Annotated in this window: 14 protein-coding genes; 2 read left to right on the top strand and 12 right to left on the bottom strand. The window is 68.1% G+C overall.

From position 1 onward, the window contains the following. Positions 1 to 6: 6 nt before the first annotated feature. The 10 genes from ugpE to ACNQQL_RS12420 all read right to left on the bottom strand — a co-directional run bounded on the left by ugpE (position 7) and on the right by ACNQQL_RS12420 (position 10,237). Entirely contained in the window at positions 7 to 852 is an 846-nt protein-coding gene (ugpE, locus tag ACNQQL_RS12375; protein WP_347064286.1) for a sn-glycerol-3-phosphate ABC transporter permease UgpE, read from the bottom strand. After that, entirely contained in the window at positions 849 to 1,733 is an 885-nt protein-coding gene (gene ugpA, locus ACNQQL_RS12380; RefSeq protein ID WP_204425499.1) for a sn-glycerol-3-phosphate ABC transporter permease UgpA, read from the bottom strand. Before ugpA ends, ugpE begins: the two co-directional genes overlap by 4 nt. A gap of 96 nt (positions 1,734 to 1,829) precedes the next feature. Then, on the bottom strand, positions 1,830 to 3,164 hold the full coding sequence (ugpB, locus tag ACNQQL_RS12385; protein WP_347064287.1) for a sn-glycerol-3-phosphate ABC transporter substrate-binding protein UgpB: 1,335 nt from the start codon (positions 3,162 to 3,164) through the stop codon (positions 1,830 to 1,832). A 90-nt stretch (positions 3,165 to 3,254) separates the two neighbouring features. Then, the gene (locus ACNQQL_RS12390; RefSeq protein WP_072443846.1) at positions 3,255 to 4,463 is read right to left on the bottom strand and encodes a deoxyguanosinetriphosphate triphosphohydrolase; all 1,209 of its coding nucleotides are present in this window, start codon (positions 4,461 to 4,463) and stop codon (positions 3,255 to 3,257) included. A 41-nt stretch (positions 4,464 to 4,504) separates the two neighbouring features. After that, positions 4,505 to 5,584, bottom strand: coding sequence for a 3-dehydroquinate synthase (gene aroB / locus ACNQQL_RS12395; protein WP_347064288.1), 1,080 nt, complete (start codon positions 5,582 to 5,584; stop codon positions 4,505 to 4,507). Beyond that, the gene (aroK, locus tag ACNQQL_RS12400; protein WP_072443844.1) at positions 5,581 to 6,135 is read right to left on the bottom strand and encodes a shikimate kinase AroK; all 555 of its coding nucleotides are present in this window, start codon (positions 6,133 to 6,135) and stop codon (positions 5,581 to 5,583) included. The genes aroB and aroK overlap by 4 nt, the downstream gene beginning before the upstream one ends. Before the next feature lie 40 nt (positions 6,136 to 6,175). Continuing rightward, complete coding sequence (pilQ, locus tag ACNQQL_RS12405; RefSeq protein ID WP_347064289.1) at positions 6,176 to 7,810, bottom strand: type IV pilus secretin PilQ; 1,635 nt, start codon at positions 7,808 to 7,810, stop codon at positions 6,176 to 6,178. Next, positions 7,807 to 8,673, bottom strand: coding sequence for a pilus assembly protein (locus ACNQQL_RS12410; RefSeq protein WP_347064290.1), 867 nt, complete (start codon positions 8,671 to 8,673; stop codon positions 7,807 to 7,809). The genes pilQ and ACNQQL_RS12410 overlap by 4 nt, the downstream gene beginning before the upstream one ends. Continuing rightward, positions 8,670 to 9,314 carry a fimbrial protein gene (locus tag ACNQQL_RS12415; protein WP_347064304.1) on the bottom strand — a complete coding sequence of 215 codons (645 nt, stop codon included), beginning with the start codon at positions 9,312 to 9,314 and terminating at the stop codon, positions 8,670 to 8,672. The genes ACNQQL_RS12410 and ACNQQL_RS12415 overlap by 4 nt, the downstream gene beginning before the upstream one ends. Continuing rightward, the gene (locus ACNQQL_RS12420) at positions 9,314 to 10,237 is read right to left on the bottom strand and encodes a competence protein ComA (protein ID WP_347064291.1); all 924 of its coding nucleotides are present in this window, start codon (positions 10,235 to 10,237) and stop codon (positions 9,314 to 9,316) included. Before ACNQQL_RS12420 ends, ACNQQL_RS12415 begins: the two co-directional genes overlap by 1 nt. Before the next feature lie 226 nt (positions 10,238 to 10,463). On the opposite strand from ACNQQL_RS12420, the gene ACNQQL_RS12425 reads away from it, so the two are divergent. Next, on the top strand, positions 10,464 to 12,857 hold the full coding sequence (locus ACNQQL_RS12425) for a penicillin-binding protein 1A (protein WP_347064292.1): 2,394 nt from the start codon (positions 10,464 to 10,466) through the stop codon (positions 12,855 to 12,857). A 92-nt stretch (positions 12,858 to 12,949) separates the two neighbouring features. Here ACNQQL_RS12425 and cyaY read toward each other — a convergent pair whose 3' ends face one another. Further along, positions 12,950 to 13,276, bottom strand: a complete 327-nt coding sequence (gene cyaY / locus ACNQQL_RS12430; RefSeq protein ID WP_047899594.1) for an iron donor protein CyaY — start codon at positions 13,274 to 13,276, stop codon at positions 12,950 to 12,952. Positions 13,277 to 13,312: 36 nt separating this feature from the next. Here cyaY and lptM point away from each other — a divergent pair, with 36 nt between their 5' ends. Then, positions 13,313 to 13,591: an LPS translocon maturation chaperone LptM gene (gene lptM / locus ACNQQL_RS12435; protein WP_347064293.1), complete on the top strand. Its 279-nt coding sequence runs from the start codon at positions 13,313 to 13,315 to the stop codon at positions 13,589 to 13,591. An 81-nt stretch (positions 13,592 to 13,672) separates the two neighbouring features. On the opposite strand, the gene msrQ is transcribed toward lptM, so the two are convergent. Then, the gene (gene msrQ / locus ACNQQL_RS12440; protein ID WP_347064294.1) at positions 13,673 to 14,359 is read right to left on the bottom strand and encodes a protein-methionine-sulfoxide reductase heme-binding subunit MsrQ; all 687 of its coding nucleotides are present in this window, start codon (positions 14,357 to 14,359) and stop codon (positions 13,673 to 13,675) included. Between the last annotated feature and the right edge of the window lie 16 nt (positions 14,360 to 14,375).

Genomic DNA, 14,375 nt, shown 5'->3' on the forward strand with positions numbered 1-14,375 from the left:
CGTCATTTATTTCTCGGAATCGACGAGGCCGCGCACGAACCAGCGCTGCATCGCCAGCACGACGACGAGCGGCGGCATCATCGCCAGCAGCGTCGCCGCCATCACGTATTGCCATTCGGTCGCGGCGTCGCCGCTCGCGATCATCGTCTTGATGCCCACCACCGCCGTCGACAGCGACGCCTCCGTCGTGATCAGGATCGGCCACAGATACTGGTTCCAGCCGTAGATGAACGTGATCACGAACAGCGACGCGATGCTCGTCTTCGACAGCGGCAGCACGACGTCCCAGAAGAAGCGCAGCGCGCCCGCGCCGTCGATGCGCGCGGCGTCCATCAACTCGTCGGGCAGCGTCATGAAGAACTGGCGGAACAGGAACGTCGCGGTCGCCGATGCGATCAGCGGCAGCGTGAGCCCCGCGTAGGTGTTCGTCAGGTGCAGCGTCGACACGACCTGCACGGTCGGGAAGATCCGCACTTCCACCGGCAGCATCAGCGTGACGAAGATCAGCCAGAACGCCGTGTTGCGAAACGGAAAGCGGAAATAGACGATCGCGTACGCGGACAGGATCGACATCGCGATCTTGCCGACCGCGATGCCGAGCGCCATCGCGAAGCTGTTCACGAGCAGCCGGCCGAACGGCGCCGTCGTGCCGCCGCTGCCGTGCCCCCAGATGTATGCGACGTTCTCGAACAGGTGCGTGCTCGGCACGAGCGACAGCGGCACCGTGAACACTTCCTGCGCATTCATCGTCGCCGCGCAGAACGCGACGTAGACAGGAAACACGATCAGCACGATGCCCGCGACCAGCACCGCGTGGCAGAACAGGTCGAAACCCTTGCGATTTTCGATCATGCGTATTGCACCCTGCGTTCGACGAAGCGGAACTGGATCACCGTGAGCCCGACGACGATGATCATCAGCACGACCGACTGTGCGCCCGAGCTGCCGATGTCGAGCCCCTGGAAGCCCTCCGCGAAGATCTTGTAGATCAGCGTCTTCGTGCTCTGCGCCGGGCCGCCGCCGGTGGCCGCGTCGATCACCGGGAACGTGTCGAAGAACGCGTAGACGAGGTTCACGACCAGCAGGAAGAAACTCGTCGGCGACAGCAGCGGCAGCACGATGTGGAAGAAACGCCGCACCGGCCCCGCGCCGTCGATCGCCGCCGCCTCGATCAGCGAGCGCGGGATCGCCTGCAGGCCCGCGTAGAAGAACAGGAAGTTGTAGCTCACCTGCTTCCACACCGACGCGAGCACGACGAGGAACATCGCCTGCCCGCCGTTCAGAGCGTGGTTCCACACGATGCCGCCCTTCGCGAGCGCATACGTAATGAGCCCGATGCTCGGGTTGAACAGGAACGCCCACAGCACGGCCGCGATCGTCGGTGCGACCGCGTACGGCCAGATCAGCAGCGTGCGATACGCGCGCGCGCCGCGGGTCACGCGGTCGGCGCACGCGGCGAGCAACAGCGACACGACGAGCCCGCTCACCGTGACGAGCGAGCTGAACACGAGCGTCGTGCGGAACGAATCGAGATACAGCGGATCGGCGAACAGGTGCGTGAAGTTCGCGAAGCCGACAAATTCGCTCGACGTGCCGAACGCGTCCTGCATCTGCGTCGACTGCCACAGCGCGACGCCGGCCGGCCACAGGAAGAATACGGCGGTGATCGCGAGCTGCGGCGCGATCAGCAGGTACGGCACCAGGCTCGTACCGAAGCGGGAACGGGATTGCATCGCGGATATCCGGTCAGGCGAAACGGAAAGGAAACCGCGCCGCCGGACCGCACGCGCGCAAGCGCGGCGCGGCCGGCGGCACGAAGCGATGCGTGCTCAGCCGCCCGACTTCTCGAAGCGGCGCAGCAGCTCGTCGCCACGCGAGGCCGCCGAATCGAGCGCGTCCTTCGGCGACTTCTTCTGCGCCCAGACCTGTTCGAACTCCTCGTCGACGATCGTGCGGATCTGCGGCATGTTGCCCAGACGCAGCCCCTTCGTGTACGGCAGCGGCGGCTTGTTCAGCATCTGCTTGATCGCGGTTTCGGCGCTCGGGTTCTTCGCGTAGAAGCCCTGCTGGCGCGTGAGATCGTACGCGGCCGTCGTGACCGGCAGGTAGCCCGTGTCCTGGTGCCACTTCGCGGCGACGGCCGGCGATGCCAGGTACGCGAGGAATTTCGCGACGCCCTTGTAAGTCGCCGGATCCTTGCCGGCCAGCACCCACAGGCTCGCGCCGCCGATGATCGCGTTCTGCGGCGCGCCCTTCACGTTCGCGTCGTACGGCATCATGCCCGTGCCGTAGCTGAACTTCGCGAATTTCTGCACGTTCGCGAGCGCGCCCGACGACGTCGTCAGGATCCCGCAGTCGCCGCTGTAGAACTTCGCCGACGCTTCATCCTTGCGGCCCGCGTACGTGAACGTGCCGTCCTTCGCCATCTGCTGCAGGAACGCGATGTGCGCGATCTGCTGCGGCTTGTTGAATTCGAGCACGGCGTCGGTGCCGTCGAAGCCGTTGTTGCGGCTCGCGAACGGCAGCCCGTGCCATGCGCTGTAGTTCTCGAGCTGGATCCAGCCCTGCCAGCCGGTCGTGAAGCCGCAGGCCATCCCCGACTTGCGCAGCTTCTCGGCATCGGCCTGCACGTCGGCCCACGTCTTCGGCGGCTGGTTCGGGTCGAGCCCGGCCTTCTTGAACGCATCCTTGTTGTAGTACAGCACCGGCGTCGAACTGTTGAACGGCATCGACACGAGGTGGCCCGTCTTCGCGTCGCTGTAGTAGCTCGAGATGGTCGGCACGAACGCCTTTTCGTCGAGCGGCACGCCGGCCTGCTTGAACACGTCGTAGACGGGCACGACGGCCTTCTTCGCCTGCATCATCGTGGCCGTGCCGACTTCATAGACCTGGAGGATCGCCGGCGCGTTGCCGCTGCGATAGGCGGCGATGCCGGCCGCGAGCGCCTGGTCGTAGGTGCCCTTGAAGACCGGCACGATCTTGTAGTCGCTCTGCGACGCGTTGAACTGCTCGGCAATCGCGTTGACCCGCTCGCCGAGCGCGGCCTCCATCGCATGCCAGAACTGGATCTCCGTCGCGGCGAGCGCCACGTGCTGCACTCCGAACATCAGCGCGCCGCCGAGCGCGATCGAACGAACCATGGTCCCCGCAGGCTTCTTCTTCATCGACCTCTCTCCTATGAAAACGTTACCAACAGCGTATGCAACATTCCCGTCGCCATTGAACCGGCGAAGTCTAGTGATCGTTTGTGACAGTCAGTTGTCGTTGATGACGAACAGGCGCTGGTATTCCTTCAGCGCGAAGCGGTCGGTCATTCCGGCGATGTAGTGCGCGACGAGACGCGGCTGCTGCGCTGCGTCGTCCGACTGGTACGGCGGCGGCAGCAGGCGCGGATCGTCGATGAACGCGTCGAACAGCCCCGTGACGACGCGCTGCGCCTTGCTCGCCATGCGCATCACCTTGTAGTGACGATACAGGTTCTTGAAGAGGAAACGCTTGAGGGCGGCCGCCTGCGCGGCGACCGTCGCGCTGTGCGACACGAGCGGCGGCGCGGCGCGCACGTCGTCGAGCGACGCGGGCGCGACGCGCGCGAGATTGCGCGTCGTCTCGTCGATCAGGTCGACGATCAGCGTGTTGATGATGCGGCGCACCGTCTCGTGCACGAGGCGGCGGCCTTCGAGGTGCGGGAATTCGGCGAGCGCCGCCTCGTAGTGGCGCTGCCACAGCTCGACTTCCGCGAGCTGCTCGATCGTGATCAGGCCGGAACGCAGGCCGTCGTCGACATCATGGTTGTTGTAGGCAATTTCGTCCGCGATGTTCGCGAGCTGCGCTTCGAGCGACGGCTGGCGGCCCTGCAGGAAGCGCTCGCCGAGCGCGCCGAGCTTGCGCGCATTCTCGCGCGAGCAGTGCTTCAGAATGCCTTCGCGCGTCTCGAAGCACAGGTTCAGCCCGTTGAACGCGCCGTAGTGTTCCTCGAGCTCGTCGACGACCGCAAGGCTCTGCAGGTTGTGCTCGAAGCCGCCGTGCTCGCGCATGCATGCATTCAGCGCGTCCTGGCCGGCATGGCCGAACGGCGTATGGCCGAGATCGTGCGCGAGCGAGATCGCTTCGACGAGATCCTCGTTCAGGCGCAGGTTGCGCGCGACCGAGCGCGCGATCTGCGCGACTTCGAGGCTGTGCGTGAGGCGCGTGCGGAACAGGTCGCCTTCATGATTGACGAAGACCTGCGTCTTGTATTCGAGCCGGCGAAACGCGGTCGAATGGACGATGCGGTCGCGATCGCGCTGGAATTCGGTGCGCGCCGCCGGCGGCGTTTCCGGATGGCGGCGGCCGCGCGACTGCGACGCGTGCGCGGCATATGGAGCGAGATGGGCTTCCAGCGCCGCCAGCGTCGGCGGCTCGGCCACCGGCGCAGCGGATGCGCGGCCGGCTTCGGGCAGTGTGCTGCTGGATGTCTCGCTCACGTCTCCTCCATGTCAGGGGCGCCGGGGCATCCGGGCCGCCGTTACCGGGTTGTCTGCGCCAGTGTAGCGAATACGGCTTCGTCCGGCGCCTGCGTAATCAGCGTATCGCCGAATCGCTTCAGCAGGATGAACTTGATCGCGCCGGCCTCGGCCTTCTTGTCGACGCGCATCAAATCCATGTAGCGCGCGTCGCCGAGCGCGGGCCCGCGGGTCGGCAGATGCGCGGCCGCGATCACCGCGTCGAGCCGCTGCCGCGACGCTTCGTCGAGCAGGCCGAGCCGCACCGACAGGTCGCCCGCCATCACCATCCCGCAGCCGACCGCCTCGCCGTGCAGCCACTCGCCGTAGCCAAGGCCGGCCTCGATCGCATGGCCGAACGTGTGGCCGAAGTTCAGGATCGCGCGCAGGCCGCCTTCGCGTTCGTCGGCCGCGACCACGCTCGCCTTGATCTCGCACGAGCGCTTCACGGCGTGCGCAAGCGCTGCCGGCTCGCGACGGTTCAGCGCGTCGACGTTCGCCTCGATCCAGTCGAAGAATTCCGCATCGGCGATCGCGCCGGTCTTGATGATCTCGGCGACACCGGCCGCCAGTTCGCGCTCGGGCAGCGTCGCCAGCGCGCCGATGTCCGCGATCACGGCTTGCGGCTGGTAGAACGCGCCGATCATGTTCTTGCCGAGCGGGTGGTTGATGCCCGTCTTGCCGCCGACCGACGAATCGACCTGCGACAGCAGCGTCGTCGGTACCTGGATGAACGGCACGCCGCGCATGTAGCACGCGGCGGCAAAGCCCGTCATGTCGCCGACCACGCCGCCGCCGAGTGCGACGAGCGTCGTCTTGCGATCCGCGCGCCCGGTCAGCAGGCCGTCGAAGATCAGGTTCAGCGTTTCCCAGTTCTTGTACGCCTCGCCGTCCGGCAGCACGACCGTCGACACATGCTTGCCAAGCGGCGCGAGCGCCGCGCGCAGCGTGTCGCCGTAAAGCGGATCGACCGTCGTGTTCGTGACGATCGTGACGGACGAACCCTTGATGTGAGGCGCGAACAGCTCGGCGCGGCCGATCAGGCCGGCGCCAATATGAATCGGATAGGCGCGGTCGCCCAGATCGACGTTGACAGTAATCATGCTTGTAGCGGCTTGGCGATGACGCCCGCCAGTTCGAGTTGCATCAGCACCATGTTGACGAGACCGTTGACCGACGGACGGCCGGTCTCGATGACGAAATCCGCGCATTCGCGGTACAGCGGGTCGCGCACTTCGTAGAGCGCTTCGAGACGCCCCTTCGGATCCTCGGTCTGCAGCAGCGGGCGGTTCTTGTCCTTGCGCGTGCGCAGCCACAGATCGTGCGGATTGGCACGCAGATAGACGACGATGCCATTGCTTTTCAGGCAGTCGCGATTTTCCGGGCGCAGCACCGCGCCGCCGCCCGTCGCAAGCACGATGTTCTCGCGCTGCGTGAGCTCGGCGATCACCTGCGTTTCGCGATCGCGAAACCCGGTCTCGCCCTCCAGCTCGAAGATCACCGGAATGCGCGCGCCCGTGCGGGCCTCGATTTCGTGGTCGGAGTCGAAGAACGTCCTGTCGAGACGACGCGCGACCGCACGGCCCACGGTGGTCTTACCCGCTCCCATAAGGCCGACGAAAAATACGTTTGCATGTGGGTCCCGCGCTTGCAACGGCTTCCTCTGCTTCAATCTTGCTGGTGTGTGGCGCAGCTTACTGGCAAAGCGGCTGCCTTGTCGAGCCTGCGCCGGCGGCTTCCGGCCCCGTTTTGTCGTGATCCGCGCCAGCCGCGCCGCGCGCATCGCAGCGCGCATCGACGACGGTCGGCGTGATGAAGACGACCAGTTCGCTGCGCTGGTCGCGCTGCGCGCGGTGCCGGAAAAGCGCGCCCAGAATCGGTATTTTGCCCAAGAGCGGCACGCGCGTCACATCGTTCCGGCGCAGCTGCTCGTAGATCCCGCCGATCGCGACCGTCCCGCCGTCCTCGACCTCGACGCGCGTCTGCACGTGCTTCGTATGGATAGCCGGGCCGGCCGCCGTCGGCTCGCCGACGCTGTCCTTCGTCACGTCCAGGTCGAGCACCACGCGCCCGTCGGGCGTGATCTGCGGCTCGACCTCGAGCTTGAGCGTCGCGCGGCGGAACTGCACGCCGCTCACGCCGTTGCCGACCTTCGCCTGGTACGGAAGCTCCGAACCCTGCTCGACGATGGCCTTGACGCGATCGGCGGTCACCACGCGCGGACGCGAAACGATCTGTCCCCGCCCTTGCGCTTCGAGTGCGCTCAGTTCGATGTCGAGTACGCGGCTGAGCGGCGCGGCAAACAGCGTGAAGCCGGCGGTTGCCGCCTCGAAGCCGCCGAGCGGCCGCGCGGCAAGGTCGAGCGCGTTGCGCGCGTCCGCCGTGAACGTGGTGCCGTCGCCCGACGGCGGGCGCCCCTGCGCACGTAGCGCGACGCGTGCGCCGAGGTTGCGCGAGAAGCCCTGTTCGCCCTCGACGATGCGCGCCTCGATCCGGACCTGCCGCGACGGCCGGTCGATCGCGTCGATCAGGCCCGCGATCTGCACGATACGCGGTTCGAGATCGGTGACGAACAACAGGTTCGTGCGCGGATCGGCCGCCGCGGCGCCGCGCTTCGACAGCAGGCGCTGGCCGGTCGCGCCGGCCAGCAGCCGTTGCACGTCCTGCGCGCGCGGGTAGTGCAGCGCAAACGTACGGCTCGCGAGCGGCTCCAGATCGGCGGCCCGCGCGTGCATCTCGAAGCGCTCGCGTTCGCGCGCGGCCAGTTCGGCCGCCGGCGTGACCCATATCACGTTGCCGCGCCGCGACATCGCGAGCCCGTGCGTGTCGAGCAGCGTGTCGAATGCATCGCGCCAGCGAACATTGTTCAGACGTAACGTGACGGTGCCGCGCACCTGCTCGCCAACGACGATACTGAGCCCCGTGAACCGGGCGAACGCGTCGAATGCAGCTGCGAGACCGACGCCCTGCAGATTCAGCGAGATTCGACGCGCGTCGTTCGCATCGCCCGGTTGCCGTGCCGCGTCGTCGCTCATCCGGGCCGGCGGCGCCAACGGGATCGGCGGCCCCTCCAGCCGGGGAGCCGGAGCGGCGGTTTCTGCCTGACGTGCCGCGTGAGCCGCGTGATCGAACCGTTGCGGGCCGCCCCCCGCCGACACGGCATCATCCACGCCATCGGCCAAGCCTTCGGGCGGCGGCAGGCCCGGCACCTGCGCATCCATCGCCGCTGCTGGCCAGACGGCCGGCAGCGGTGGCAATGACGCGCTTGCCCCGGCCGCCGTCAATCCGGCCCAGACGACGGCGAGTGCCCGACATCCGTACTTCATCATGGCCGGTCTCCGTCATCGAGGACGAGCCGGTGCGCCCCGTCCGCCGTCGCGAGCGTCACGGCCGCGGGCTCGACACGCACCACGCGCGCAGCCCCGAGCGCTTCGCCGGGCGCCACGGCGGTGAACGTGCCGTCGCCGCCGTCGAACAGCGCGAGACCGGCGCGCGCATCGCGAATCGTGCCGGCCAGGCGGGCAGCCTGACCATCCGCTGCGGACACGCCAGCCGTGTCGAACGGGTCCTCGTCGAGCGCCGCTGCCGGAACCGCCACCGTGCCGCCAGCGCCCGTTGCAGCCGGCAGCGCCGGAAAAACGTCGACGGACATTTCCACGCGCGCCGCCTGCAATCCTCGCTCGACAGACAGCGCCGCCGGCACCGCCAGCACCGGGAAGCTCGCCAGCCCGCCGACCACGTGCAACAACGCGCGAAAACCGCCATCCGCGACGACACGCACCGTGCGCCGGCCGTCCGGCGCCGTGCCGCTGGCTTGCTGCGGTTCGATCGATACGCGACGCAGCCCGCTCGACGCTGCGAGATCGGCCAGTTCGAGCATCAGCGCGCCCCATTCCGGCGCAGGCGACAAGCGGCCATCGCGCGCTGGTGCCGGACCTGCGTCGCGCCGCTGCCCGGCGGCCGCAAGCACGCGCCGTGCATCGGCCTCACGCACCTGCGCCTCTGCCAGCAACGTGCGACTGTGCGCGAGCCCGCTCCAGTCGGCGGTATTCGCCAGATGAATTCCCCCTGCCAGCACGGCTGCGAACGCCAGCGCGCAGCCGGCCGCATGGGCAGCCTCGGGCGACACGCGCCGCATCCCGCGCAGCCATGCTTCGCCGCGCGGCGCAGGCCGATGCGCGATCGCCATCATGCTCCGCCTCCCGCCGCCTTCCGCGACGACATCGCATCGCGCCAGCTCAGCTGGACCGAGAACCGGAACGGCATCCCCGTCGACGCGACCGGTGCATCCGAAGCAGGCTTCAACGCGTCGATATCGATCCGCCAGCCCCGCTGCTCGCGCGCCATCCCGGCGAGCCATCGCTCGGCCGCCCGGTAACTCGTGGCGCGCACATCGAGCTCGGCACCCGTCGGTGTCGTGCGCAGCGTGTCGAGCCGAACCGCGTCGTCTCGCACCAGCGCCAGCGTCGCCAGCAGCGCTGCGACGCGCCGGTAAGGCGCGGCGAGTTCGGCTGCCCGCGCGCCGCGCCGAGCGGCGGCGGCTGCTGCACTGGCGGCGCGCGTCGCGACTTCCACTCGCGGCTGCAACTGCCGCAGCCGCGTCTCCACGCTTACGTGCTCGGCGTCCACACGCCACCGCAGCCATGCGGCAGCGCCCGTCCACAGACCGGCGCCGAGCACGCCGAGCAGGATTGCCGTCCCGCACTGCGCGGCCCGGCGACGTCGCAACGCCTGCGCCAGCCGCTCGCGGTACGGCAGCAGGTTGAAGCCGCCGAGCCCCGCACGATCGACCTCAGCCGGCCCGGACGCGCGTACCGGCATGCGACCGGTCATCATTCCCACACCCCGCGCAACGCCAGCCCGAACGCGACAGCGAATGCAGGGCCGCCCGGCATGCCGGCGGGCGGGCACGGCTGCCCATCCCAGCCCGTGCAGTCGAACGGGACCGCAACCGCGCCGAGCACGTCGCCGATATCGGCCACGGACGTCCCGAAACGGGCGATGCACCGCTCGTCCCCGGCCACGAGTACGCAACGCACGGCCCCGAGCACGCGCTGGCGCAATGCGTCGATGAACGCCTCCGGCGCCCCGCCTGACAGCGCGAGCACCTGCGCGGCCAGCGCACCGTCGACCCGCCACGCTCGCACGCCCGAGTCGCTGAACCAGAGCGCGGCATAGGGACCATGCGCGTCGAGCTCGAACTGCGCCGCATAACGCAACGCGCGCAGCGCGGCCGCCGACTCGCCGTCGACGGCCGTCAGGTCGACACCGGCCTGGGCGGCCACGTCGATCCGCCGTTCGAGCAGCGCCAGCGGGGCCACCGCGACCTCGATCTCGCCAGACTGCGCGCCGCCATCCTGCCGCCAGTCGAACGCGAGGCTGTCCGGCGCCAGCCCCGAAATGCGCTCGGCCGCCTGCCGAGCGGCATCCTCGACGTCGCCACGCCCGGCCAGGTCGAGCGTCGCGGTACGGATCTCTTCATCGCACAGCGCCATCACGCCGCACACCTCGCACCGCACACCCGCCGCCGACAGCCGCGACACGGCCGCCGCCAGCGAGCGCGCGACCGCCGCCCAGCGCGCGTCTTCCGGCCCGCCCGCCAACCCGACCGGCTCCCGCTCGAGCCCCTCGACGCGCACATCGACAGCACGGGCGCGCCGGCTCAGCGCGACCACCCTCACCTCGTCCGCACCGACGTCGATTCCCGTCGCCCCGTGCCTGCCCTGCGCGAACCGCGCCCCCCATCGTCCCGCCATCCCGGCCTCCCGCGATCGTCGCGGCCCACGCCGCGTTTCCGAGACCTGATTCTGCAAAGCGGCGCGTTCGGCCGACAGTCGGCCGAACGGCCAGCATCGGCTCGGAACAGCCGTGCGCGGGCTATGCTGAAGACACGTCAACCCGCGGCTTTCCGGCGGGCAGCCCCCGTGTCAGGACCGGTCTTACCGGGCAGCTATAATCGCGAGACTGTTTTCCGGTATGCCTATGCAATCCACGACTCCTACGTCCCCGCCTCCCGCCCCGGAGCCGAAGAAGCGTCCCTGGTGGCAAAAAGTCCTGCTCGGCTTCGCCGCGATGTGCGTGGCCCTCGTCGTGGCCGGCGGCCTCGTGCTCGGCTACGCGCTCGTCGTCGCGTGGCCGAACATGCCGTCGCTCGACGCGCTGACCGACTATCGCCCGAAGGTGCCGCTGCGCATCTATACGTCCGATCACGTGCTGATCGGCGAATTCGGCGAAGAGCGCCGCGACGTCGTCCATTTCAAGGACGTGCCCGACTCGCTGAAGAAGGCGATCCTCGCGATCGAGGACGCACGCTTCTACGATCACGGCGGCGTCGACCTCACCGGCATCATCCGCGCCGGCTTCGTCGCGCTGACGAACGGTCATGCATCGCAGGGCGCGAGCACGATCACGATGCAGGTCGCGCGCAACTTCTTCCTGTCGAGCGAGAAGACCTACACGCGCAAGATCTACGAGATGCTGCTCGCGTACCGGATCGAGCGCGCGCTGACGAAGGATCAGATTCTCGAGGTCTACATGAATCAGATCTATCTCGGCCAGCGCGCGTACGGCTTCGCGAGCGCCGCGCGGGTCTATTTCGGCAAGGACCTGAAGGACATCACGCTCGCGGAGGCGGCGATGCTCGCGGGGCTGCCGAAGGCGCCGTCCGCGTATAACCCGGTCGTGAACCCGAAGCGCGCGAAGGTGCGCCAGGAATACATCCTGCAGCGGATGCTCGAGCTGAACTTCATCACGCGCGAGCAGTACGACGAGGCCGTCGCGCAGCCGCTCGTCGTCAAGGGCCCGGGCCGCGATTTCAGCGTGCACGCCGAGTACGTCGCGGAAATGGTCAGACAGATGATGTACGCGCAGTACCGCGAGGAGACCTACACGCGCGGCTTCAACGTCGTCACGACGATCGACTCCGCTGACCAGCAGGTCGCGTACACCGCGCTGCGCAAGGGCATCATGGATTACGAGCGCCGGCACGGCTATCGCGGGCCGGAAGGCTTCATCGAGCTGCCGGCCGGTGCGGACGACCGCGAACAGGCGATCGACGACGCGCTGCTCGAGCACCCCGACAACGGCGAACTGATAGCCGCGGTCGTCACGGCCGCGAGCCCGCGCCAGATCACGGTCGCGTTCATCGACGGCAGCACTGCGACGATCGAAGGCGACAACCTGCGCTTCGCGTCGGGCGCGCTGTCGACCAACGCGCAGCCGAACCGCCGCATCCGCCCGGGCGCGATCGTCCGCGTCGTGAAGAGCGACACCGGCAAATGGTCGATCACGCAGTTGCCGCAGGTCGAAGGCGCGTTCCTGTCGATCATCTCGCAGGACGGCGCGATCCGCTCGCTCGTCGGCGGCTTCGACTACAACAAGAACAAGTTCAACCACGTCACGCAGGCGTGGCGGCAGCCGGGTTCGTCGTTCAAGCCGTTCATCTACTCGGCGTCGCTCGACAAGGGCCTCGGGCCGGCAACCGTGATCAACGACGGCCCGCTGTATTTCAGCGCCGCCGAAACGGGCGGCCAGCCGTGGGAGCCGAAGAACTACGGCGGCGGCTTCGAAGGCCCGATGTCGATGCGCACCGCGCTGCAGCGCTCGCGCAACCTCGTGTCGATCCGGATCCTGAACCACATCGGCACGAAGTACGCGCAGCAGTACATCACGCGTTTCGGCTTCGACGCCGAGCGCCATCCGGCCTACCTGCCGATGGCGCTCGGCGCGGGCCAGGTCACGCCGCTGCAGATGGCCGGCGCATACTCGGTCTTCGCGAACGGCGGCTACCGCGTCAATCCGTACCTGATCGCCGAAGTCACCGATCCGAACGGCGCGATCGTCGCGCGCGCGCAACCGCTCGTCGCCGAGCAGAACGCGCCGCGCGCGATCGACGCGCGCAACGCATACGTGATGAACAGCCTGCTGCAGAGCGTCGCGCAGCGCGGCACGGGCGCGCGGACCAACATCCTGAAGCGCACCGACCTCGCGGGCAAGACCGGCACGACGAACGATTCGCACGACGCGTGGTTCGCCGGCTACCAGCACACGCTCGCCGCGATCGCGTGGATCGGCTACGACAACCCGCGCAGCCTCGGCGATCGCGAAACCGGCGGCGGCCTGTCGCTGCCCGTCTGGATCGACTACATGGGCGCGGCGCTGAAGGGCGTGCCGGAGTTCAAGCCGACGGTGCCGGACGGCGTCGAGTCGCTCGGCAGCGAGCTGTACTTCACCGACTTCACGCCGGGGCACGGTTTCGTGTCGACGGTCGGTGTGCCGCAGGCGCCGGCCGCGCAGAACGTCGACGAAGCGGCGCCGGCGCCGCACGTCGACGAGCAGGAAAAGCAGGACATCATGAACCTGTTCCGCGGCCACTGACCGCAGCCACGGACATGAAAAAAGCGCCCCGTGAATGAACTGCGGGGCGCTTTTTCTTTTGGTACGACGTTCGGGGCCCGGCGCCCCGGCCGTCACGCACTGAACGTGATCGGCAGGCCGGCCTGCTGCGTCGCGTATTCGGTGAGCGCCGCGTAGAACTCGGTGCCCGTGCGCGTATCGCGCCATTCGCCATCAACGAAACGGTAGTGGAATCCGCCCGCCTTCGCGGCGATCCACACTTCCTTCATCGGCGGCTGCAGGTTGACGATGATCTTCGAGCCATTCTCGAACGTCAGCGTCAGGACGCTGCCGTTGCGCTCCAGATCGATGTCGTGGTCGCCGTCGTTCGCGGTGTCGACGGTACGCTCGACGGCCGTCAGCACGGCCTCGGCACGGGTCAGGTATTCGGTATCGGACATGCTAAACTCTATCGGTTCAATTGTTCAGGGACGATCATGCGAGTCGTTTTCCGGATGAGCGCGATTGTAGCGGCTTTGGCGATTCTTGCCGGCTGCGGTCAAAGCGGCCCGCTCTATCTGCCTACCGTGCCTCCGCTGCCCAAGCCGATCCAGCAGCAGGACACGCCGCCGTCGGACGTGAAGCCGACCGATGAAAACGCGTCATCCGACAGTGTGCCCGATTCGTCCGGCACGCCGCTCACGCTGACGCCAGAACTGTCGAGCGACGCATCGAAAATGCCCGCACCGGCGTCGGGCTCGGCCGTCGCGCAGTAGCGACGCGACGGCGCCCGCGCAGCTCGCGAAACAAGGCGATGACTTCCCGGTCATCGCCTTTTGTTTTTGCAGGCCGTGCCGTCACGCGCGCACGCGCCGCCATCCCCATGCGGCCAGCCGCCAGCCGAGCAGCGCGGCGACGATCGCCGCGTAAAGCTTCGGCTGCGCGAGATCGTGCTTGCCGGCTCTCATCCACCAGAAGTGCAGCACGCCGAACAGCGCGATCGCGTAGATCGCGCAGTGCAGCGTCGCCCAGTGGCGGCCGAGCCGGCGCACCATCGCGCGCGGCGACGTCGCGGCGAGCGGGATCAGCAGCACGAACGCGGCAAAGCCGACCGTGATGAACGGGCGCTTGCCGACGTCCTTCAGGATCGCGACGACGTCGAACCACTTGTCGAACCACAGGTAGGTCGTGAAATGCAGCGTCGCGTAAAAAAACGCAAACAGCCCGATCATCCGGCGAAAGCGCAGCAGCGTCGCGAAGCCCGTCATGCGCCGCAGCGGCGTGACGGCAAGCGTGATGCACAGCATCACGAGCGTCCACAGGCCGGTCGAGCGCGTGATGAATTCGATCGGGTTCGCGCCGAGCCGGTCAGTCAGCCCGAACAGCACGAGACGCGCAAGCGGATAGAGGCCGGCCGCGAACACCAGCACCTTGGCCGGCACGAGCCAGCGCGGCGCGCCGGTACGGATCGCACCGGCCCGGGCCGCGCGTGCGGTCGATCCCGTGCCGGCTGCGCGTGCGGGTGTCAGCGTCGAAGGAGGCATGTCGTTTCTCACCGTC

The sequence above is a fragment of the Burkholderia sp. LFS061 genome, assembly GCF_047978125.1.
Classification (GTDB): domain Bacteria; phylum Pseudomonadota; class Gammaproteobacteria; order Burkholderiales; family Burkholderiaceae; genus Burkholderia; species Burkholderia pyrrocinia_C.